General features: G+C 62.3%; 21 protein-coding genes. 5 read left to right on the top strand and 16 right to left on the bottom strand.

The window, feature by feature from the left end; translation table 11 throughout:
• Nucleotides 1–44 precede the first annotated feature (44 nt).
• The gene (locus FEZ60_RS12105) at nucleotides 45–674 is read left to right on the top strand and encodes a TetR/AcrR family transcriptional regulator (protein ID WP_084703054.1); all 630 of its coding nucleotides are present in this window, start codon (nucleotides 45–47) and stop codon (nucleotides 672–674) included.
• On the opposite strand, the gene hisF is transcribed toward FEZ60_RS12105, so the two are convergent.
• The 11 genes from hisF to hisD all read right to left on the bottom strand — a co-directional run bounded on the left by hisF (nucleotide 671) and on the right by hisD (nucleotide 8683).
• Nucleotides 671–1444, bottom strand: coding sequence for an imidazole glycerol phosphate synthase subunit HisF (hisF, locus tag FEZ60_RS12100; RefSeq protein WP_033230908.1), 774 nt, complete (start codon nucleotides 1442–1444; stop codon nucleotides 671–673). The genes FEZ60_RS12105 and hisF overlap by 4 nt on opposite strands.
• Nucleotides 1441–2274 carry an inositol monophosphatase family protein gene (locus FEZ60_RS12095; RefSeq protein WP_045070167.1) on the bottom strand — a complete coding sequence of 278 codons (834 nt, stop codon included), beginning with the start codon at nucleotides 2272–2274 and terminating at the stop codon, nucleotides 1441–1443. The genes hisF and FEZ60_RS12095 overlap by 4 nt, the downstream gene beginning before the upstream one ends.
• A gap of 9 nt (nucleotides 2275–2283) precedes the next feature.
• Nucleotides 2284–3018 (bottom strand): bifunctional 1-(5-phosphoribosyl)-5-((5-phosphoribosylamino)methylideneamino)imidazole-4-carboxamide isomerase/phosphoribosylanthranilate isomerase PriA, encoded by a 735-nt coding sequence (gene priA / locus FEZ60_RS12090; RefSeq protein ID WP_045070169.1) that lies wholly within the window; start codon nucleotides 3016–3018, stop codon nucleotides 2284–2286.
• Between the two features lie 19 nt (nucleotides 3019–3037).
• The gene (locus FEZ60_RS12085) at nucleotides 3038–3301 is read right to left on the bottom strand and encodes a hypothetical protein (RefSeq protein ID WP_116101412.1); all 264 of its coding nucleotides are present in this window, start codon (nucleotides 3299–3301) and stop codon (nucleotides 3038–3040) included.
• Nucleotides 3298–3933, bottom strand: coding sequence for an imidazole glycerol phosphate synthase subunit HisH (gene hisH / locus FEZ60_RS12080; protein WP_033230912.1), 636 nt, complete (start codon nucleotides 3931–3933; stop codon nucleotides 3298–3300). Before hisH ends, FEZ60_RS12085 begins: the two co-directional genes overlap by 4 nt.
• Before the next feature lie 37 nt (nucleotides 3934–3970).
• Nucleotides 3971–4267 (bottom strand): DUF2470 domain-containing protein, encoded by a 297-nt coding sequence (locus FEZ60_RS12075; RefSeq protein ID WP_033230913.1) that lies wholly within the window; start codon nucleotides 4265–4267, stop codon nucleotides 3971–3973.
• Nucleotides 4254–5408, bottom strand: a complete 1155-nt coding sequence (locus FEZ60_RS12070) for an MFS transporter (RefSeq protein WP_230589946.1) — start codon at nucleotides 5406–5408, stop codon at nucleotides 4254–4256. The genes FEZ60_RS12075 and FEZ60_RS12070 overlap by 14 nt, the downstream gene beginning before the upstream one ends.
• A 62-nt stretch (nucleotides 5409–5470) precedes the next feature.
• A complete protein-coding gene (locus tag FEZ60_RS12065; protein ID WP_033230914.1) occupies nucleotides 5471–5620 on the bottom strand; it encodes a hypothetical protein in 150 nt (49 codons plus the stop codon).
• Nucleotides 5617–6231, bottom strand: a complete 615-nt coding sequence (gene hisB, locus FEZ60_RS12060) for an imidazoleglycerol-phosphate dehydratase HisB (protein WP_033230915.1) — start codon at nucleotides 6229–6231, stop codon at nucleotides 5617–5619. Before hisB ends, FEZ60_RS12065 begins: the two co-directional genes overlap by 4 nt.
• A complete protein-coding gene (locus FEZ60_RS12055) occupies nucleotides 6228–7364 on the bottom strand; it encodes a histidinol-phosphate transaminase (protein ID WP_116101414.1) in 1137 nt (378 codons plus the stop codon). The genes hisB and FEZ60_RS12055 overlap by 4 nt, the downstream gene beginning before the upstream one ends.
• Nucleotides 7361–8683, bottom strand: coding sequence for a histidinol dehydrogenase (hisD, locus tag FEZ60_RS12050; RefSeq protein ID WP_033230917.1), 1323 nt, complete (start codon nucleotides 8681–8683; stop codon nucleotides 7361–7363). The genes FEZ60_RS12055 and hisD overlap by 4 nt, the downstream gene beginning before the upstream one ends.
• 336 nt (nucleotides 8684–9019) lie before the next feature.
• Between hisD and FEZ60_RS12045 the strand changes: the two genes are divergently transcribed.
• From FEZ60_RS12045 to FEZ60_RS12035, 3 genes are read left to right on the top strand one after another with little or no spacing between them, the layout of a single operon-like run.
• Nucleotides 9020–12193 (top strand): arabinosyltransferase domain-containing protein, encoded by a 3174-nt coding sequence (locus tag FEZ60_RS12045; RefSeq protein ID WP_202026051.1) that lies wholly within the window; start codon nucleotides 9020–9022, stop codon nucleotides 12191–12193.
• A gap of 49 nt (nucleotides 12194–12242) precedes the next feature.
• Nucleotides 12243–13529, top strand: coding sequence for a family 1 glycosylhydrolase (locus tag FEZ60_RS12040; protein WP_172936150.1), 1287 nt, complete (start codon nucleotides 12243–12245; stop codon nucleotides 13527–13529).
• Nucleotides 13530–13585: 56 nt separating this feature from the next.
• The gene (locus FEZ60_RS12035; RefSeq protein ID WP_045071057.1) at nucleotides 13586–13978 is read left to right on the top strand and encodes a hypothetical protein; all 393 of its coding nucleotides are present in this window, start codon (nucleotides 13586–13588) and stop codon (nucleotides 13976–13978) included.
• An 8-nt stretch (nucleotides 13979–13986) separates the two neighbouring features.
• Here FEZ60_RS12035 and FEZ60_RS12030 read toward each other — a convergent pair whose 3' ends face one another.
• Genes FEZ60_RS12030 through FEZ60_RS12020 form a run of 3 tightly spaced genes read right to left on the bottom strand, consistent with a single transcriptional unit; the run spans nucleotide 13987 to nucleotide 16354 of the window.
• A complete protein-coding gene (locus FEZ60_RS12030; RefSeq protein WP_045070179.1) occupies nucleotides 13987–14535 on the bottom strand; it encodes a dihydrofolate reductase family protein in 549 nt (182 codons plus the stop codon).
• Entirely contained in the window at nucleotides 14529–15185 is a 657-nt protein-coding gene (locus FEZ60_RS12025; RefSeq protein WP_033230921.1) for a nitroreductase family protein, read from the bottom strand. Before FEZ60_RS12025 ends, FEZ60_RS12030 begins: the two co-directional genes overlap by 7 nt.
• Before the next feature lie 56 nt (nucleotides 15186–15241).
• Nucleotides 15242–16354 (bottom strand): GGDEF domain-containing protein, encoded by a 1113-nt coding sequence (locus FEZ60_RS12020; protein ID WP_172936149.1) that lies wholly within the window; start codon nucleotides 16352–16354, stop codon nucleotides 15242–15244.
• A gap of 161 nt (nucleotides 16355–16515) precedes the next feature.
• Here FEZ60_RS12020 and FEZ60_RS12015 point away from each other — a divergent pair, with 161 nt between their 5' ends.
• Nucleotides 16516–17145 (top strand): LysE family transporter, encoded by a 630-nt coding sequence (locus FEZ60_RS12015; RefSeq protein WP_033230922.1) that lies wholly within the window; start codon nucleotides 16516–16518, stop codon nucleotides 17143–17145.
• 15 nt (nucleotides 17146–17160) lie between these two features.
• Here FEZ60_RS12015 and FEZ60_RS12010 read toward each other — a convergent pair whose 3' ends face one another.
• Nucleotides 17161–17829, bottom strand: a complete 669-nt coding sequence (locus tag FEZ60_RS12010; RefSeq protein ID WP_045070183.1) for a DUF1345 domain-containing protein — start codon at nucleotides 17827–17829, stop codon at nucleotides 17161–17163.
• Between the two features lie 45 nt (nucleotides 17830–17874).
• Nucleotides 17875–19164, bottom strand: coding sequence for a cyclopropane-fatty-acyl-phospholipid synthase family protein (locus FEZ60_RS12005; RefSeq protein ID WP_045071058.1), 1290 nt, complete (start codon nucleotides 19162–19164; stop codon nucleotides 17875–17877).
• Nucleotides 19165–19303 lie beyond the last annotated feature (139 nt).

Here is a 19303-nt window from a genome sequence, read left to right as displayed (position 1 = left end):
AACTGACACGTCATTCCGTTATGGAAAACGGTATCATCTTCAGCGTGACGAAGGCCATAACCCGAGCGGAGCGAAAAAAGGCGGAACTACGCCGCGAGATCATCGACGCATCGTTCGAGTGTTTTGCCCAACGGGGCTATCACGCCACCGGAATCGCTGATATTGCAACAACTCTCGGTATCGGCCACGGCACGTTCTACCGATACTTCGAGAACAAACGCGACATCATCGATCACGTCATCGACGATCTGATTGCCAAGATCATCGACGCACTGGCCACCGACAATGCGCCGGACGCAGCCAACACCTTGGACGAGTACCGAGCCCAGGTAGCCCGCATCGCGGATGTACTCCCCCGTATCTTTTTCGACGACCCACGGATCCCGCGGGTGCTGCTCTTCGAGACAACGGGGGTCGACGCCGACCTGACGGGCCGGATGCTCGACCTACTCGACCAGGCCGCCGCACTGACGGCCGGATATCTCAGTCACGGCGTCGAATGCGGATACCTTCGCGCCGACCTCGACATCGCGAATACGGCCCAGGCCGTCAACGGCATGATGCTGGCCAGCGGCATACAGGGACTGCGAGCCGAGTCGTCCGTGGACTGCACCGCCCTCAATCAGGCGATCACCCGGATGATGTTCGACGGAATCCGAGCAGAAAACACCTAGCGGACAACAATCCCTTCGGCGCGCATGGCGTCCTTGACCTGCGGGATGCTCAGGTCACCGAAGTGGAAGACACTTGCCGCGAGGACTGCGTCGGCGCCTGCTTCGACGGCAGGCGCAAAATGTTCGACCAGACCGGCGCCGCCGCTGGCGATGACCGGAACGTGAACAGCGGCACGGACAGCGCGGATCATCAGGAGGTCGAAACCGGCCTTGGTGCCGTCGGCGTCCATGGAGTTGAGCAGGATCTCTCCGACGCCCAACTCTGCGCCGCGCTCGGCCCACTCGACCGCGTCGATGCCGGTTCCGCGCTTGCCACCGTGCGTCGTGACCTCCCAGCCGGACGGAGTGTCCGGCTGGCCCTGCGGAACCGTCCTTGCGTCGACGGACAAGACGATGCACTGCGAACCGAAACGCTCACTCAATTCCTTGAGCAGTTCAGGACGTGCGATGGCTGCGGTGTTGACGCTGACCTTGTCGGCTCCGGCGCGCAGCAGGCGGTCGACGTCCTCGACCGTGCGTACACCGCCGCCCACCGTCAGCGGAATGAAAACCTGCTCGGCAGTACGACTTACAACGTCGAGCATCGTGCCACGATCAGACGTCGACGCGGTCACGTCCAGGAAGGTCAGCTCGTCGGCGCCTTGGGCGTCGTACGCTGCGGCCAGTTCGACCGGATCGCCCGCGTCGCGAAGGTTCTCGAAGTTGACACCCTTGACCACTCGTCCGGCATCGACGTCGAGGCACGGGATCACACGAACTGCGAGGGTCATGACGTTGGTCCTCCTGAGGACGAAGCGCGCGGATCACCGAGCGATGTAAGGATGTCGAGAATTTCACCGTGAACACCGGGAGCGGCAGCAAGTACCGAACCCGATTCTACGGTCCACGGGTTACCGGCGAGGTCGGTGACCACCCCACCTGCCGCGCGTACAAGGGCAACGCCCGCCGCATTGTCCCACGCATTGTGCCCATAGACGATTGCGCCGCCTAAAATGCCTGCCGCGGTGAAGGCCAGATCAACTCCCGTGCTGCCGTGGATACGGATACGGGAAGACACCTTGCTGATTTCGGCCAGTACTTCCAGCCGATAGCTGCCGGGAATTCGTCCGCGACTCTTCACGTTGAGCGCACCCAGCGCGACGATCGACGACGCCAGATCAGTGGATGCCAAGGGTGGTACGGCACTGCCGTTCACCAGCAACGGGCCGCCTGCTTTTGCCGCGTAGGTATGTCCGATCAACGGCAACCAGGTCAACCCCAGGACCGGAACGCCGTCGTCGAGCAATGCCAGCAGAGTTCCGGCCTGCGGGAGCCCGGCCGAGTAGTTGAACGTGCCGTCGACGGGATCGAGAACCCAGACGAGCCCGGACTCGATGTCGGGCCCGCCGAATTCCTCGCCGTGCACTTCAATCCCGGTGCGATCGAACAACTCCGACGACAACCGCTTCTCGAGCGCGAGGTCCACCTCGGTGGCAAAATCGGCCCAACCCTTACGGACTGCGCTCGGCGAACCCACACCGGCAACAAACTGATCGTGAACGCCGTCAAGCAGCCCACCGGCAATCGCGAGGAGTTCGTCGAGGTCACGCGGCGGGTTCATCAAGCGAATCTAACCGGAAACTGCAGCAAGTGCTTCAGGAAGGGTGAAGCGGCCGGCGTACAGCGCCTTGCCGACAATCGCGCCTTCGACGCCCTGATCAACGAGGCTGGAGATGGCCAGCAGGTCGTCGATGGTTGAAACACCACCGGATGCAACAACGTGGGCGTCGGTCACGGCGCACACCTGGCTCAGAAGTTCGAGATTGGGACCGGTGAGGGTTCCGTCCTTGGATACGTCGGTGACGACGTAACGCGTGCAGCCGTCACGGTCCAGACGCGCGAGGGTTTCCCAGAGGTCTCCGCCGTCGGTGACCCAGCCGCGCCCGCGGGTGCGGTACTGGCCGTCGACCAGACGCACATCGAGGCCGACGGCAATCTTGTCGCCGTACTTGGCCAATGCACGAGCGCACCACTCGGGATCTTCGATGGCAGCGGTGCCGAGGTTGACGCGAGCACAGCCGGTGGCCAGTGCAGCTTCGAGGGAGGCGTCGTCACGGATTCCACCGGAAAGTTCGACCTTGACCGTCAGGTCACCGATGACGCCTGCCAGCAGTTCGCTGTTGGATCCGCGCCCGAAGGCGGCGTCGAGGTCGACAAGATGTACCCATTCGGCACCGTCGTTCTGCCACGCAAGGGCGGCGTCGCGGGGCGACCCGTAACCGGTCTCACTTCCCGCCTCTCCTTGCACGAGGCGAACAGCTTCACCGTTGACAACATCCACAGCAGGCAAAAGGACCAGGCTCACGTGCGATAACCCTAGTCGGTCAGGACCTTGAACCGTGTGCCGGGTCTTGATCACCGTCGCCGAAGGCATTTCGCGTCATCCGCTTCGACACGACGCCCATCGCCGCGATGGCCGCGCCAACCCCACCGAGGCCGATCACGAGCCCTACGACCGGCGTCGGATCCACCAGAACGACGATCACCGTCGTGACTGCCAGAACAGCCACGGCGGCGCCGAGCGAGAACAGCGCAAGACGAGCCAACGAGAAGTTGTCTCCGCTGTACTTGCCGGAAGGTCCGGTCACAAACTCTGGACCCAGTTGCTCAGCAATTCAGCACCCGCATCGCCCGACTTCTCGGGGTGGAACTGCGTTGCGGACAGCGCACCGTTCTCGACGGCAGCGAGGAACTTTCCGCCGTGATCGGCCCACGTCAGTTTGGGAGCGGCGATGTGCTCGGACGGCGGCAGTTCCCAGTTCTGCACACCGTACGAGTGGACGAAGTAGAAACGGGTGTCCGCGTCGATGCCCTTGAACAGCGTGCTGGACTCGGGTGCTTCGACGGTGTTCCATCCCATGTGCGGCAACACATCGGCCTTCAAGCGCTCGACAGTGCCGGGCCACTCGCCGCACCCTTCGGCTTCGACGCCGAATTCGACGCCGCGCTCGAACAGGATCTGCATACCGACACAGATGCCCAGAACCGGCCGTCCGCCCGCGAGGCGCTGACCGATGATCCGCTCACCCCGAACCTCACGCAGGCCCTCCATGCACGCAGCAAAAGCGCCGACGCCGGGAACGACCAGGCCGTCTGCGGCCAGCGCCACCTTGGGATCGCTGGTTACCTCCACCTGTGCGCCGGTGCGCGCCAATGCGCGGGTGGCCGAATGCAGGTTGCCGGAGCCGTAGTCGAGGACGGCAATCGTGGAAGCGCTCATGCCCCAACTCTATCGGGCACGTCTGACGCTACTGCGATCAGTGCTCGGGCCTCGCGACACCAAGTTTGTTGTACGCGTCCATACACAGAGCAACCACTTGCGTCCGGATGGCGGCGCGGTCCACTGCCGGCTCGGGCCACGGAACCTTCACGAGCTTTTCCGTCCCGTCGACCTCGGCAACCCACTCGCCCGCAACCGAATCGAGTCCCACCATTCGCGCGCTGGTCGCGGTCGGCTCCGCGAAAGCCCGAACGATCATCAGATTGTCGCTCGTGTGATCCGCATTCATATGAGCGGTCACACCGGCGATAACCGTGTCGTCAAAGGTTGTCATAACTCCGGATCTTAGAACCTGCCGTGTGGTTGTCCGGTTTCGGATCGCCCCGCCGGCCGATCGATGTGCCGGCCACAGCGAGTGCCGGGATCAACGCGACGACACTTGCCGAGACGATGAATACCCACGTGTATCCCGACGCCGATGCCACAAATCCCAGCGCAATCGCGCCGATTCCAGTTCCGGCGTCGTATGCGATGTTCCAGATCGCGCTGGCCGATCCGATGCGTTTCGGACCTGCAGCCGAAAAAGCCATGACCAAGGATTCATTCTGCACAGCACCGAATCCGAACCCGAAAAGCACTGCAGCGCCGATCAACACCACATTCGCACCGTCGTCGACACTCAGGGCGAACAGGAGTAGACCGACTGTCGCCGACACCAAGGCCGGTGCGAGCATCTTGCCGCTACCGAATCGATCGGAGATCAATCCCGCTGAGTATCGACCCACCAGCATGGACCCACTGGCCGTCGCCAGCACCACGCCGGCGATCGCGGCACGATCCGAAATCGCGATGGGCAACAGCGAGGACAAGCCGCCGAACGACGCTGACACGCACGCAAGCGCGACCACGGGGACGATCACCGTGAACACACTCACTCGCGCAGACGTGCCGGTTGGCTGAGCGCGCAATTTCGGCAAGCGGGTGATGGCGATTACCGCGAGCGCCGGAACCACGGCGCCCAAAACGAAGACCGGTGTGGCCGACCATCGTGCCGCTATCGCCAAACCCAGTGGCAACCCTGCCATTTGAGAGGCTGCAATCGCGATGCCCTGGGCTCCGGTAGCTCGGCCCAGTATCCGCCTGGGCGCCAATTCCGCGACCAGTGCGCCGCCGGCGACCGTGAGCAAACCGAATCCGACACCGCGCACTGCCGACACCGACAACGCCGCAATCGAATCGGAAGACATCAACAGCACCAGCGACGGTGGCCCGAGCAACAGGCACCCCGCAGTGAGTACAGGACGATAGCCGCGAGTCCTCAACAAGCGCGGCACCAGCAACTGTGTCAGCACAGTAGCCGCCATGAAGACGCCCGTCACGGCCCCGGCCAAGGCGTCGGAGCCACCCGACTGCGCCACCACCAACGGAACAACCGGAAGCAGTAACGACCAGCCACCAAATGCGGCAGCAGCCATGACCAGGACACTGATCATCCCCGGGGTTCGGAGTAACCCCGGGGATGATGTGCGTTCGACCATCAGATGCGCAGCGCGCCGGCTACCGCTGCAAGAATTGCCAGTGCCAGAAGGATTCCCGACGCCAATTTGTTCACCTTGAACATCGAGTAGGCCCCGCCCACAGCGATTCCCGCGCCGATGAACAACAGATAGGTAAAGAGGACGCTCACAGAGTGCCCTTCGTCGAAGGCACGCCGCTCACGCGCGGATCCGGCTCGACGGCCTCACGCAGAGCGCGAGCAACAGCCTTGAACTCGGCCTCCGTGATGTGGTGCTGATCGCGTCCGTACAGAACCCGAACATGCAGGGCGATACGAGCATTGAGCGCGATCGACTCGAAGACGTGGCGGTTGATCACCGCGTGGTACGGAACGCCGGGGTACCCGCCGATGACGGAATGCACCATGTAATCCGGTTCCCCGGTATGCACGCAGTACGGACGGCCGGACACGTCGACGGACGCGTGCGCGAGGGTTTCGTCCATCGGGATGAAGGAATCACCGAATCGGCGAATACCCTTCTTGTCCCCCAATGCCTGACCCAACGCCTGACCGAGAACGATGGCGGTGTCCTCGACGGTATGGTGAGCGTCGATTTCGACGTCACCTTTCGCCTGAACACTCAAGTCGAAGCTGGCGTGCGTACCCAACGCGGTGAGCATGTGGTCGAAGAACGGGACGCCGGTGGAAACGTCGACAATGCCGGTCCCGTCCAGGTTCAATTCGACGACGATGCTGGATTCTCGCGTCGTTCGTTCGATCCGCGCAATGCGATCGCTCATGCCGTTTCTCCTGCGTTGATGAGTTCTGTACCGGCGATCTCGTCACTGGCTGTGATGAACGCGTCGTTCTCGGCTTCGAGTCCGACCGTCGCCCGCAGATATCCGGGGATACCGATGTCGCGAATGAGGACACCTCGATCGAGGTAGGCCTGCCACGCCTGCGCACTGTCGGTGAATTGACCGAACAAGATGAAGTTCGCGTCACTGGGAATCACTCGGAAACCGGTGTCCGCCAATGCCTTCGATACCCGATCACGCTCGGCTGACAATGCGTGAACGCTGGCGAGGGTCTCGTCGGCGTGACGCAGCGCAGCGCGCGCGGCAGCCTGCGTGACCACCGAGAGGTGATACGGCAAGCGCACCAACAACAATGCATCGATGAACGCGGGGGCGGCAGCCAGGTAGCCGAGTCGGCCACCGGCAAACGCAAACGCCTTGCTCATCGTGCGTGTGACCACGATCTTGGTGGGGAACTCGTCGATGAGCGTCATCGCGCTGGGGGCGGCGGAGAACTCGGCGTAAGCCTCATCGACGATCACGATGCCCGGCGCCACCTCGAGGATGCGTCGCAGTTCCGCGATGCCGACACTGTGGCCGGTCGGGTTGTTGGGACTGGTCACGAACACGACATCCGGTCGACGTTCCGCGATCACGGTGACAGCAGCATCCACGTCCAATGCGAAGTCATCCCGACGGAAGACCTCGACCCACTCGGTATCGGTGCCGTCCGCGATGATCGGGTGCATCGAGTACGAGGGCACAAATCCCATCGCGCTGCGTCCAGGACCGGCAAAGGCCTGGAGTAGTTGCTGCAGGATTTCATTCGATCCGTTGGCCGCCCACAGGTTGTCGACGGTGACCGGCACACCCGTCTGCTTCGACAGGTACGCAGCAAGATCCGTCCGCAGCGCCACAGCGTCGCGGTCGGGGTAACGGTGCAGTTCCTTGGCCGCTTCACGCACGGATTCGGCGACGTCATCGATGAGCGCCTGCGTCGGCGGATGCGGGTTCTCATTGGTGTTGAGCTGTACGGGAACCGTCAACTGCGGAGCGCCGTACGCGGACTTACCGCGCAGGTTCTCACGAATCGGGAGCGCGTCGACCGAAATCGACGCTCCGGGAGCAGTACTCATCGCAGAGCCTCGAACCGCAGACGCACAGCCTCACCGTGAGCCGGCAGGTCTTCCGCATTGGCCAGCGTGATGACATGTCCGGCAACATCTTTCAATGCCGATTCGGAGTAGTCGATCACGTGGATGCCGCGCAGGAAGGTCTGCACACTCAGTCCGGACGAGTGACGCGCACAGCCGGCCGTCGGCAGCACGTGGTTTGAGCCGGCGCAGTAGTCGCCGAGGCTGACCGGCGCCCACGGACCGACAAAAACCGCTCCGGCGCTGGTGACCTGAGCTGCGACACCGGTGGCGTCTTCGGTCTGAATCTCGAGGTGCTCGGCCGCGTAGGCGTTGACTACGCGGAGACCAGCTGCGACGTCCGAGACCAGAACGGTTCCGGACTGGCTTCCGGTGAGGGCGGTGGTGACGCGCTCGCGGTGCTTGGTGATCTCGAGTTGCGCGGCCAGAGCCTTGTCGACCGCGTCGGCCAATTCAACGCTGGTCGTGACAAGGACGCTGGCGGCCATCACGTCGTGCTCGGCCTGGCTGATGAGGTCGGCGGCAACGTGGACCGGGTCAGCGGTGTGGTCGGCGAGGATCGCGATCTCGGTGGGACCGGCTTCTGCGTCGATGCCGACCAGTCCGCGGCACAGACGCTTGGCCGCAGTGACGTAGATGTTGCCGGGACCAGTGATGAGGTCGACCGGGACAAGCTCGGTTCCATCGGTGTCGGTTCCGCCGTAGGTAAGGAGGGCGACGCCCTGCCCGCCGCCGACGGCCCACACCTCGTCGACGCCGAGCATGGCCGCGGCGGCAAGAATGGTCGGGTGCGGCAATCCGCCGAAGTCGGCTTGGGGCGGCGAGGCGACAACAAGCGATCCGACGCCGGCAGTCTGGGCCGGGACGACGTTCATGACAACGCTCGACGGATACACGGCGTTGCCGCCGGGAACATAGAGACCAACACGCTCGACCGGAACCCAACGCTCGGTGACCGTGCCACCCGGAACGACCTCGGTGACGGTGTCCTTGCGACGCTGATCGGCGTGCACCTTGCGAGTGCGCTCGATCGCAACCTCGAGGGCTTCCTTGACTGCGGGGTCGAGTTCACGAAGTGCGCGCTCGAGCTCAGCTGCGGGCACACGAACCGACCCGGGACGAACGCCGTCGAACTTCTCGCCGAACTCGAGAGCAGCTTCTGCGCCACGATCGCGAACGGCCTCGACCATCGGGCGAACCTGATGCAGCACCGCATCCACATCCACTCCACCTCGCGGAAGCGCGGCACGAAGTTCGGCCGTGGATGGGGTACGACCACGCAGGTCGGTGCGGGCAAGCATGAGAGTTCCTCTCGTACGCAAACGGGGGACCTGTGTCTCGCGGAGAGAACACAGAACTGACGTCAATTATTCAGGATAGTCGCACCCTGTTAAGCACCGGTCCACCTGCGGCGCTCAGCGACCACCCGCCATCGCCGCCAGTGGCGGCGGTCACGGTCGATCGGCGTCGCGGGATGTAGGCAAATTCCACATCCGACATTTCGAAGGTCGCTGTGTTTATAACAAACGCGTCACGCACCGCTAGGGTCGAAAGTCGTGACAGACAGTGACGTGGCCGTGGCCGCACCTCCCACCCCGCCGATTCCGCAGCGCGCCGCACGGCAGTCGCACGCAAGGATGGTGGCAATCGTTGCCTCCATTCTCGGAATCCTCGCGTGTGTATCCATACCGTTCCTGCCTATCCAGCAGGACACGGCCGGCATCAACTGGCCACAGGCCGGTTCGACGACCAGCGTCGAATCCCCCCTCGTCTCGTACACACCGCAGCGGTTCGAGGCCTCCATTCCGTGCGCGTCGATAAACGAGCTGGCAGGAACGGGTGGAACCCTCGTATCTACCGCGCCCACAAGCGCCGCCGATGCGCGTCGCTACGGGTTCGTCGCTACGGTGTCGCCCGCATCGGCAGACGCACCCGCACGCGTCGACGCGATCCTGCGGGACGAGGTTGTGTTCTCGGGACCGCTCGACGAACTCCCCGGCGGTTGTGCGCTGACGGTGCTCGCCGAGCCCACCCGGACGACGGTCTCCGTCACCGGGTCAGAGCCACGGATTCTCGATGGTGACCACCGGCCGCAAGTTGTCGGCGTGTTCAGCGACCTGAACACCGCTGCCGCCGGATTGGACGTCTCGATAGTCTCCGACTCCCGATTCACGTCGAGCCCGTCGACGATCAAAACGCTCGCCATGATTCTCGGTGCGCTGACCGCGATCATCTCGCTCGTCGCGTTGCACCGCCTCGATAATCTCGACGGCCGTCACAGCCGCAAATTTCTGCCGACGAGGTGGTGGAAATTCACCCGCGTCGACGGTGTTGTCATCGGAACATTGGTGCTGTGGCACTTCATCGGAGCCACGACAACCGACGACGGCTACCAGTTCACGATGGCCAGGGCAGCTGAGCAATCCGGGTACATGTCGAACTACTTCCGCTGGTTCGCCGTCCCGGAAACACCGTTCGGAACCCCCTACTACAACATCCTCGGACTACTCGCGCACATCAGTCCGGCAAGCCCGTGGGTCCGGCTCCCAGCACTGGTGGCCGGCGTCGTCGCGTGGCTTGTCATCAGTCGTGAGGTCGCCCCGCGCCTCGGCGCAGCAATCCGCGGAAACCGTCTTGCTCTCTGGACCGGCGCGCTCGTTTTTCTCGCATTCTGGCTCCCGTTCAACAACGGATTGCGCCCCGAACCGATTGTTGCACTCGGCGTTCTCCTGACGTGGTGCTCGATCGAACGCGCCATCGCGACACGTCGACTCCTGCCGGTTGCCGTCGCAATTCTGATTGCCGGGTTCACGTTGACGGCAGGTCCGTCCGGACTGATCTGCTTCGCCGCGCTGATCGCCGGCATCCGTCCCGTCATCGGCATCATCGTCGAACGCGCTCGGACCACCGGTTACCTCGCTGCCGTCGGACCGCTTCTTGCTGCAGGACTGTCGATTCTCATCCCCGCCTTCGGCGATCAGAGCCTGGCCGCCGTCATCGAAATGCAGCGCGTTCACTCGATCTCACCGAACGCTCCGTGGTTCGACGAATATCTGCGCTACCAGTACCTGCTCAACATCTCCGTCGACGGATCACTGACACGGCGCTTCGGCGTTTTTGTCATGTTCCTGTGCCTTGGAGTCTGCACCGCGATGATGCTCCGCAAAGGCGGCCGCATCCCCGGATTGGCCGCCGGCCCGCCGCGGCGAATTGTCGGTCTCACCATCGGCGCGCTGCCGCTGCTGATGTTCTCGCCCACCAAGTGGACTCACCACTTCGGGATCTTCGCGGGGCTGACAGCAATACTCGCAATGATGACGGCAGTTGCGGTCGGAACCACCCTTCTGCGTTCCCCGCGCAATCGCGCGCTGTTCGCCGCAGGCGTGCTGTTCCTGCTCGCAGTGGCGTTCACCGGCAGCAACAGCTACTACTACGTCTCGAGCTACAGCGTTCCCTGGTGGGACAAACCCGTATCGATCAGTGGGCTCGGCGCGAGCACCGTTCTCCTCGGGCTGACCGTGCTGATGCTCGGGGTCGCCGCGTGGTACTTCTTCCGTGAGCCGTACACCGTCGGCAAGGAAATGTCGCCGCGTCAGGCTCGCCTACTGGCCATCTCACCGCTGACCGTCGCGGCCGGTGCCATGGTTCTCTTCGAAGTTCTCTCGATGTCCAAGGGCGTGATCAGCCAGTACCCGGCCTATTCGGTGGGTCGCGCGAACGTCGACGCGGTGCTCGGACAACCCTGTGGACTAGCCAACGACGTCCTGCTCGAAACAGATCCGAACGCATCGATGCTGGCTCCGTTGTCCGGCGACATCGCAACCGCACTTTCAGCCGGCGGCGCCACCGGATTTGATCCGAACGGTGTTGCCGGCGACCTCAGCGCCGACGAGGAAGCGACTGCCACCGGTGGTGCCAACACTGTCGACAGCGACGAGACCACGGCCGGAAACTCCGCCGGAACCGGTGGTGGCGCTGGAGTGACCGGCGTCAACGGCAGTTCGGTCGCGTTGCCGTTCGGCCTCGATCCCGCCACAACTCCGGTGATGGGCAGCTACGGCCAAGCCGCACCGGGCACCCTGACCAGTGGGTGGTACAAACTTCCCGACCTCAGCGACAGCGGCACCCGCGGCGACATCATTTCCATCGCCGCAGCCGGACGCGTCCGATCCGTCGACACCGACGGCATCGTCACGTACGGGCAGAACGTCGAGGTCGAATACGGCACCGCGCGAGGTGCCGATGACGTCGAAATCGGTGGCCGAATCGCACCTCTCGACATCGGCCCGTCGCCGTCGTGGCGCAACCTTCGCGTTCCTCTCGACCAGATTCCTGTGGAAGCCAACACTATTCGTCTTGTTGTCAGCGATCTCGACAGCAAGGACGATCAATGGGTAGCGGTTACTCCGCCGCGTGTACCGCAAACACAGAAACTGCAGGACGTTGTCGGTTCCGAAACTCCCGTGATGTTGGATTGGGCTGTGGGTCTGGCCTTTCCGTGCCAGCGCCCGTTCGATCATCGCGTCGGCGTTGCCGAGGTTCCCGAGTACCGCATCCTGCCCGATCACAGCGGCGCACTCGTGACCACAGCGTGGCAGGACCACTTCGGTGGTGGTCCGCTCGGGTGGATCGATCTCCTCGTCAGTGCGCAGACCATACCGTCGTATCTCGACAACGACTGGGGTCGCGACTGGGGTTCGATCGAGAAATACACTCGACTGGATCCTGCGGCGGTACCCGCGGAACTCGACGAATCCCGCGTGCAACGTTCGGGTATGTGGACTCCCGGTCCGATGACGATTGAATTCTGATCCTGCAAAAGCCACCTTTCTGGACACCTGTATGACCTAACCTCCCATCATGGGAGTCACGTCACGGTCGATTGCCGCCGCCTTACTCGCCCTCGTGATCGGGGCGGCGGCATCGCCGGCGCAGGCATCGGGAACTCCTTCCGAGGAGTTCCTGTGGGGCGTTGCCACTTCCGGTTTTCAATCCGAGGGTTCCTCCCCCGACAGCAACTGGTCGAGATACTCCGCATCGGGTCGCACCCACGACGCCATCGGCGACTCGGTCGACTTTCGGCACCGCTTCACCGAGGACATCGACCGCGCGGCAGATCTGGGCGCGCAGGTGTTCCGCTTCGGCGTCGAATGGGCGCGGGTGCAACCCTCACCCGGAACGTGGAACGACACCGAATTCGGATACTACGATGCTGTTGTCGCGCATATCCTGGCCCGCGGAATGACGCCGATGATCACTCTCGATCACTGGGTATATCCGGGTTGGGTCGTCGATCAAGATGGGTGGACAAACCCGAAAACCGAAGCCGACTGGCTGACCAGCGCCGAGAAGGTGGTCGCGCGATATTCGGGGGTCGGAGCATTGTGGATCACGATCAACGAACCGACGGTGTACGTGCAGCGTGAGTTGACGTACGGCGGAATCACTCTCCCCCAGGCACCCTTGATGTTCGACGCACTTGTTCGAGTGCACCGATCGATCTACGACCGCATCCACGTCCTCGACCCGGGCGCTCGCGTCAGCAGCAACTTCGCGTTCATTCCGGGTGTCTCGGAGGCAATCGACTCCGTGTTCACCGATCGGGTGAGCGACAAACTCGACTTCCTCGGTATCGACTACTACTACGGTGTGGCACTGGACAACCCGACCGCGGCCTATGCCGCGATCGACGAATTCTACAACGTCACACCACAGCCCGAGGGTTTGTACGACGCACTGATGCGCTATTCGCGCAAGTACCCGGAACTCCCCCTCTACGTCGTCGAGAACGGAATGCCCACAGACAACGGAAATCCTCGCCCCGACGGGTACACGCGCTCGAATCATCTGAGCGACCACGTCTATTGGATGGAACGCGCCCGCGAGGACGGCGCCGACGTTATCGGATACAACTACTGGTCCATCACCGACAACTACGAATGGGGTTCGTACCGGCCACGTTTCGGTCTGTACACCGTCGACGTCCTGACCGATCCCACCCTCACCCGTACCCCCACCGACGGTGTGGAGACGTACCGGAACATCATCGAAGACAACGGCGTCGGGCCGGATTACGTACCCGTGAAAGCTCCCGCATTCTGCTCGCTTGTCGATCCCCCACTCAGTTGCACCAACACCATGCGATAGGAACTCTCATGTCCACGTTCGGAAAGACCGTCGCCACTGCAGCCATCTCTGCAGCAATGATTTTTACCGGTGCTTCACTTGCCCAAGCCGCACCGGACTCACCCCGTGAGGCAGAAGCCCGGGCCTACATCGACGCATTGGTTTCTCACGACGTCACCGACGTGCACTTCGCGCCGGACGCCACGCGCGTCGAAGCAGGCATCCAAACCGGGTTCTCGGGCCCTCAGTTGAGCGCCGACCTCGATCACGGTGTGCAGTACACCGTGATTCAGTCCGTGCGTGATCTTCGAATGACCGAAGAGGGGGACGTCGTGACCGCCGTCTATCTCCTCGATGCCGGCGTTGCCGACACACGCTTGATGACGGTCGAGATCCGGGAGACATTCGAGATTCGCGACGGCCTCATTCACGTCATCGTGGCAGATATCATGCCCGTATCGCTGTCCTGACTCAGTCCCTACCTCACTCTGTATCGCAGATAGACAACTCCGCTCCGAAACGCCTTCTGCTCCATCCGTTCGAGGTCGACATGAACGTCGGCAGACAATGCGCGCAGTCCGCTACCGACGATCACTGGGCAAAGGAACAGGTGAATCTCGTCGACCAGACCGGCGGCCAGCGCATGCGCTGCCAGTGTGGGACCACCGATCGAAATATCCTGCGTCGCCCTTGCTTTCATCGCCCGCACGGCTTCGGAGTCAAAGGTTCGCTCGATACGGGTTCGCTGAGTCGACGGTTCCGCCAGCGTCGTGGAGAACACAACTTTGTCCGCTCGGCGCCAGATCCGAGCGAAATCTTCGGCAATCGGGTCGGGATCTGCCATCGTTTCCCACGCTGCCATGACCTCGTACATCCGGCGCCCGTACAGGTGCGTGCCCACGTCACGTTCGAGGTTGTTGGCAAAGCCGTGTACCTCGGCGTCCGGCATTGCCCAGTCGAAGTTCCCCTCCTTGTCGGCGACATAGCCGTCGATCGAGCAGATCGCCGAGTACTCGAGGTTCACCATCGGTCAAGGTGCAGAATGTTGTCGATCGGCTCGCGTGCCGCCGGTTTGAAGGTCTCTCCCGTGAAGTACGCGGTGGGTACCAGCGCGCCCTGGTGGAAGCCCGCCGGGATTCCCAGGATTTCTGCGACTTCGGCTTCGCGCGCAAGGTGCAGTGTTGTCCACGCCGTTCCCAATCCGCGGGCGCGCGCCGCCAATGCGTAACTCCACGCCGCGGGAAGTAACGATCCCCAGAGTCCCGCCTGATTACCGGCAGGCAAGGTCCGCTCCGCCTTGATGCACGGAATCATCAGCACCGGAACTTCACCCATGTGTTGGCCGAGCCACTCGGCACTACTTCCGACACGCGCTTGGACTGCAGCCCGATCCGGATCGTCACTGAACAACTGCGCCGGAGCCCCCTGCGACGCCAAATAGCTCTCCGTGACGTCTTTGTAAATGTCGCCGATCTGTCGACGCAGTTCGGGGTCGGTCACCACCACCCATTGCCATCCCTGGCGGTTCGATCCCGACGGAGCTTGCAACGCGATCTCCAGGCATTCCTTGATCAGATCCAGAGGAACGGGCCTTGTCAGGTCCAAGCGCTTTCGTACCGTGCGCGTTGTCGTCAACAATTCGTCGGGCGTCAGGTCCAGAACCGGAAATTCACTCATCAATCGATCATCGCATCGACGGGACGAGCGGCGCTGGAAATGTGGCTCAGTGTGGACTACTGCGCTGACACATCAGCCACGACGCGGTTGCGACCGTCCGACTTCGCCTCGTACATCGCTTTGTCTGCACGAGACAAAGCCTCCTTGATCTGTTCCTGCCCCGTCAGTTTCCCGTGCGCGCCCGACGCGAGTTGTGCAACACCGATACTGACCGTGATCGGAACGTCGTCGGAACGCACGGCGACCTCCCCCCGAATCGCTTCTGCAAGTCGCGTGAGCCCTGCTATATCGCCGCGCACCGCGATAGCAAACTCATCGCCACCTGTTCGAGCTACTGCCGCGTCCACGCCGACGACTCGTTCGAGTCTGCGCGAAAGCAACCGCAACACCGTGTCACCGCCGTCGTGACCGGACCCGTCGTTGACCGCCTTGAAGTTGTCGATGTCGAGCAGTAGCACGCCGGATCGACCAGGCTCACGCTCTTCCGCAATCTGCATCCACAATTCGAAGCCTCGCCGGTTGAGGAGTCCGGTCAACGGATCACGATTGGCATTCGCAAATTGAGTGCGGTACGACGTCAGCATGCCCGCCGAGAACGACCTGAGTAGGACAAGCGTCGCATTGACAGCGATCACCGACGTTACCGCCCTCGCAAGAATTCCCGCAATATCGTGGTATCCATGACGCCACGTGAGAATGGCAAAAACGGCGATCACACAACTCGTGAAGACCATGTGCACCACGGTCTCTGCCCACCGGACAAAATGCGCCACGTACACACTGATCACCGCAAACAGAGCTGTCCCGTACAGCGCCAATTCGTGATTGGCGAACGTCGCCAGTACTACGGTCACACCCAAATCTGCATAGAGAACGAAGTACGTGCTCGCCCGCGGAACGGAATGATGCCCCATATCCCGGTTCCACCAGATGATGCCGAATCGAATTCGACTGACCAGATACGCTGCCGGAAGAGTACTGACCAGGACCAGCACCGCAACAATTCTCCGGAACGCAGTGTTCTGACCTTCATCGGAAAACGCAGCACACACCCCGACAAGAGCAAAAACGGGAACCAGCACGGCGATTCCGTTACGCATACGGGTTTCGGAAACCTCGATCTGATTACGAATCAACGAACGCGGCCCTGCGTCACCGCCAAAATTCATCACGCCGATCCCCCGCCTGGCAAATATTCAGACAACAAGAACGAATGTACCGTGCCGGAACGGTCGGTACCACTCCGAACCCACCAACACGTACAACTACACTTCTTCGGAGTCCCGTCACCTTCACGGGCCGCACACCTTCCCAGCCGAAAGGCAAAAGTATGAGTTGGCACGTGTGGTTGGCATTCTTCGGCGCAAGTTGGGTGATCAGTCTGTCGCCCGGCGCCGGGGCAATCGCCTCGATGTCCTCCGGTCTGGCCGTCGGACTCCGTCGCGGCTACTGGAACATTCTCGGATTGCAACTCGGACTTCTCCTGCAGATCGGAATCGTCGCGGCCGGCGTCGGCGCGATCCTCGCCAACTCGACGGCGGCGTTCTCGATCATCAAATGGCTGGGCGTCGCCTACCTGGTGTATCTCGGAGTGCGGCAGTGGCGGTCCGCTCCCAGCGAGATAACCACCGACTCCGAAGCCGCGCGGCGCTCCGGTCCGATGATGATGGTGCGTGGGTTCCTGGTAAATGCCAGCAATCCCAAAGCCGTGGTGTTCATGCTCGCAGTTCTTCCGCAGTTCCTCGATCCGAACGCGCCACTGGTACCGCAGTACCTGATCATCGCGGCGACCATGTGCGCGGTCGATGTCGTCGTGATGACCGGATACACCGGACTTGCGGCTCGGGTCCTGCGGCTCATGCGGTCACCGAAACAGCAGAGAATCACCAACCGTGTTTTTGCCGGACTGTTCTTCGGGGCGGCAGGCTTCCTGTCGAGCATCGGCCGCGCCGCGGCCTGACCTACCGGTGTCAGCTCATAATCCGGCGATCAAATTGACTACCGACGCGACGATGACCGAGCCGAACAGATACGACAGCAACGCGTGGCCGAGCGCCATTGCCCGCATATCCGACGACTGCAAATTGGTGTCCGAGATCGCGAAGCTCATACCCACGGTATAGGCGACATAGGCAAAATCGCTGTACCGCGGCGGATCTTCCTGATTGAAGTCGATCCCACCGTCCGGACCTGTGTAGTACAACCGGGCGTATCCCAGAGCGAACAGCGTGTGCACCGCCATCCACGAAATGACAACGCTGATAACCGCAACCGACGCGGCGACAACTTGGTATCGACGGCCGTCAGGGGAAGCAACAAGCAGGAGCGCGATACCGACCAGGCTGGCCACCGCTGCACCGAGAACGAGAAGGTGTGCGACATTGCGTGCCGGTTCCTCACGAGTCGCGTGGCTGGCCGTCGTCACAGCGTCGAACGGCCACACCAGGATCCACGTCCAGACCGTGAACACCAGCGCCGCCACATTCCAGCCGATCAGAAAGGAGAATCGCGGAAAGCCCACCATCCACATGACAATTCCCGCGACAATGCCGAGCACCAGTCCCGCGGTGACTCGCAGTGCGGGCCCGGCACCCAAGCCGCTCTGGTTTCCCGGAATCGGCAAATCCTGCAATGGCTCGTTCACCCGCTCAGTCAACCATCGACGCATCGAACGCGCCCGCGATCCGGCTCAGCGATACCAGTTGCGCCGCGATCGCGGCATGCCACTTGATCCTCGTTCACCGGGTTTCACCGCCAGCACTTGATGAATGGTCAGTCGATGCGCCTCCTCGAAGCCGAGAGCGCTGGCCGCAAGGTACAACAACCACGTACGGACCCGCGCGTCGCCGACCTCGGCAACAGCAGCGTCCCAGTTCTCCCGCAGATTCGCCACCCACGCACGCAGTGTCAGCGCATAGTGTTCGCGCAGCGCATCACTGTCCCGAGTCTCGAATCCTGAACGCTCCAGAGCGTCAACCGTTTTACTCAACGGAAGGATCTCACCGTCCGGGAAGATGTATCTGTCGATGAAACCAGGAGCGTCGACAACCTTATCCGGCAACGACTTCACCGAAGCAATGGCGTGATTGAGAAAGCGTCCCTCCGGCTTCAGTAACCCGTGCAGGTGTGCCGCATAGACCGGCAGGTTCGCCAAACCCACGTGTTCCGACATACCGATGCTCGAAATAGCGTCGTACGGGCCGTCATCCACGTCGCGGTAATCCTGCACCCGAACCTCGATATGTTCTGTCAATCCCGCGTCCGCTACCCGGGCCTTGGCGTACTCCACCTGTTCGCGGCTGAGCGAAACACCGACAACGTCGACGCCGTAATTCTGCGCCGCATGCAGTGCCATCGATCCCCACCCACACCCGACGTCGAGCAGGCGCATTCCCGGCTTCAAATCCAACTTCCGGCAGATCAGATCAAGTTTCTCTCGCTGCGCGTCCTCGAGTGACACAGTGCCGTCCGGCCAGTACCCGCACGAATAGACCATGCTCGGTCCGAGAAACAGCTCGTAGAAACGATTTCCGACGTCATAGTGGTGAGAGACAGTCGCCGAATCACGAGACTTGCTGTGGCGCTTCCCCCGTTTGGAGCGCATCTCGATCTCGGGTGGCGACGGCGGAAGCCCGACCGCGCCCAAGCCGACAAAAGTCACCACCGACCGGGCAATCGTGCGTGCCGACATTCCGGCCAGGCGATGCTCACCAATCCGCGAAATAAGATCCGGAACATCCAGCAGCGCAAAGATGTCTCCGTCGACGTCCAAGTCTCCAGAGACGTACGCCCGCGCCAAACCCAATTCGTTCGGCGAGTAGAGAACCCTCCGCAGCGCGCGTCGGTTCCGGAAAAAGACCCGGGCCGCTGCGTCGGGAGGGCCGGCTTGGGATCCGTCCCAACAGCGCACCTGGATTGGGAGTTCGATCCCCACCAATTCCTCGAACAGTGTCAGAACCTTGGTTGCGGCACCAGTCACCCATTCGTCCCTTCCCCGAAACGACAGCCTCCGATACTCGAAATCTACGCCCGGGACAGCGAAATTTCGCGGCATATGTGAGGTTTGGTGCATCCCCTTTCGGAGCGAACGTACCTTTCGGCGCGTTCACGGCGATGGA

This window comes from Rhodococcus sp. MS16 (assembly GCF_013277795.1).
GTDB classification, from domain to species: domain Bacteria; phylum Actinomycetota; class Actinomycetes; order Mycobacteriales; family Mycobacteriaceae; genus Rhodococcus_F; species Rhodococcus_F globerula.
Note: the sequence above shows the minus strand (reverse complement) of the source record. Positions and strands in the feature narration are given on the sequence as shown.

What these genes read in the sequence shown, in the direction of transcription:
- FEZ60_RS12040 (WP_172936150.1), top strand. Translation starts at nt 12,243, where the DNA reads ATGGGAGTCACGTCACGGTCGATTGCCGCCGCCTTACTCGCCCTCGTG.
- FEZ60_RS12020 (WP_172936149.1), bottom strand. Translation starts at nt 16,354, where the DNA reads ATGAATTTTGGCGGTGACGCAGGGCCGCGTTCGTTGATTCGTAATCAG.
- FEZ60_RS12015 (WP_033230922.1), top strand. Translation starts at nt 16,516, where the DNA reads ATGAGTTGGCACGTGTGGTTGGCATTCTTCGGCGCAAGTTGGGTGATC.
- hisH (WP_033230912.1), bottom strand. Translation starts at nt 3,933, where the DNA reads ATGAGCGCTTCCACGATTGCCGTCCTCGACTACGGCTCCGGCAACCTG.
- hisD (WP_033230917.1), bottom strand. Translation starts at nt 8,683, where the DNA reads ATGCTTGCCCGCACCGACCTGCGTGGTCGTACCCCATCCACGGCCGAA.
- hisB (WP_033230915.1), bottom strand. Translation starts at nt 6,231, where the DNA reads ATGAGCGATCGCATTGCGCGGATCGAACGAACGACGCGAGAATCCAGC.
- FEZ60_RS12070 (WP_230589946.1), bottom strand. Translation starts at nt 5,408, where the DNA reads ATGGCTGCTGCCGCATTTGGTGGCTGGTCGTTACTGCTTCCGGTTGTT.
- FEZ60_RS12030 (WP_045070179.1), bottom strand. Translation starts at nt 14,535, where the DNA reads ATGGTGAACCTCGAGTACTCGGCGATCTGCTCGATCGACGGCTATGTC.
- FEZ60_RS12055 (WP_116101414.1), bottom strand. Translation starts at nt 7,364, where the DNA reads ATGAGTACTGCTCCCGGAGCGTCGATTTCGGTCGACGCGCTCCCGATT.
- FEZ60_RS12035 (WP_045071057.1), top strand. Translation starts at nt 13,586, where the DNA reads ATGATTTTTACCGGTGCTTCACTTGCCCAAGCCGCACCGGACTCACCC.
- FEZ60_RS12025 (WP_033230921.1), bottom strand. Translation starts at nt 15,185, where the DNA reads ATGAGTGAATTTCCGGTTCTGGACCTGACGCCCGACGAATTGTTGACG.
- FEZ60_RS12045 (WP_202026051.1), top strand. Translation starts at nt 9,020, where the DNA reads ATGGTGGCAATCGTTGCCTCCATTCTCGGAATCCTCGCGTGTGTATCC.
- hisF (WP_033230908.1), bottom strand. Translation starts at nt 1,444, where the DNA reads ATGACCCTCGCAGTTCGTGTGATCCCGTGCCTCGACGTCGATGCCGGA.
- FEZ60_RS12095 (WP_045070167.1), bottom strand. Translation starts at nt 2,274, where the DNA reads ATGAACCCGCCGCGTGACCTCGACGAACTCCTCGCGATTGCCGGTGGG.
- FEZ60_RS12075 (WP_033230913.1), bottom strand. Translation starts at nt 4,267, where the DNA reads ATGACAACCTTTGACGACACGGTTATCGCCGGTGTGACCGCTCATATG.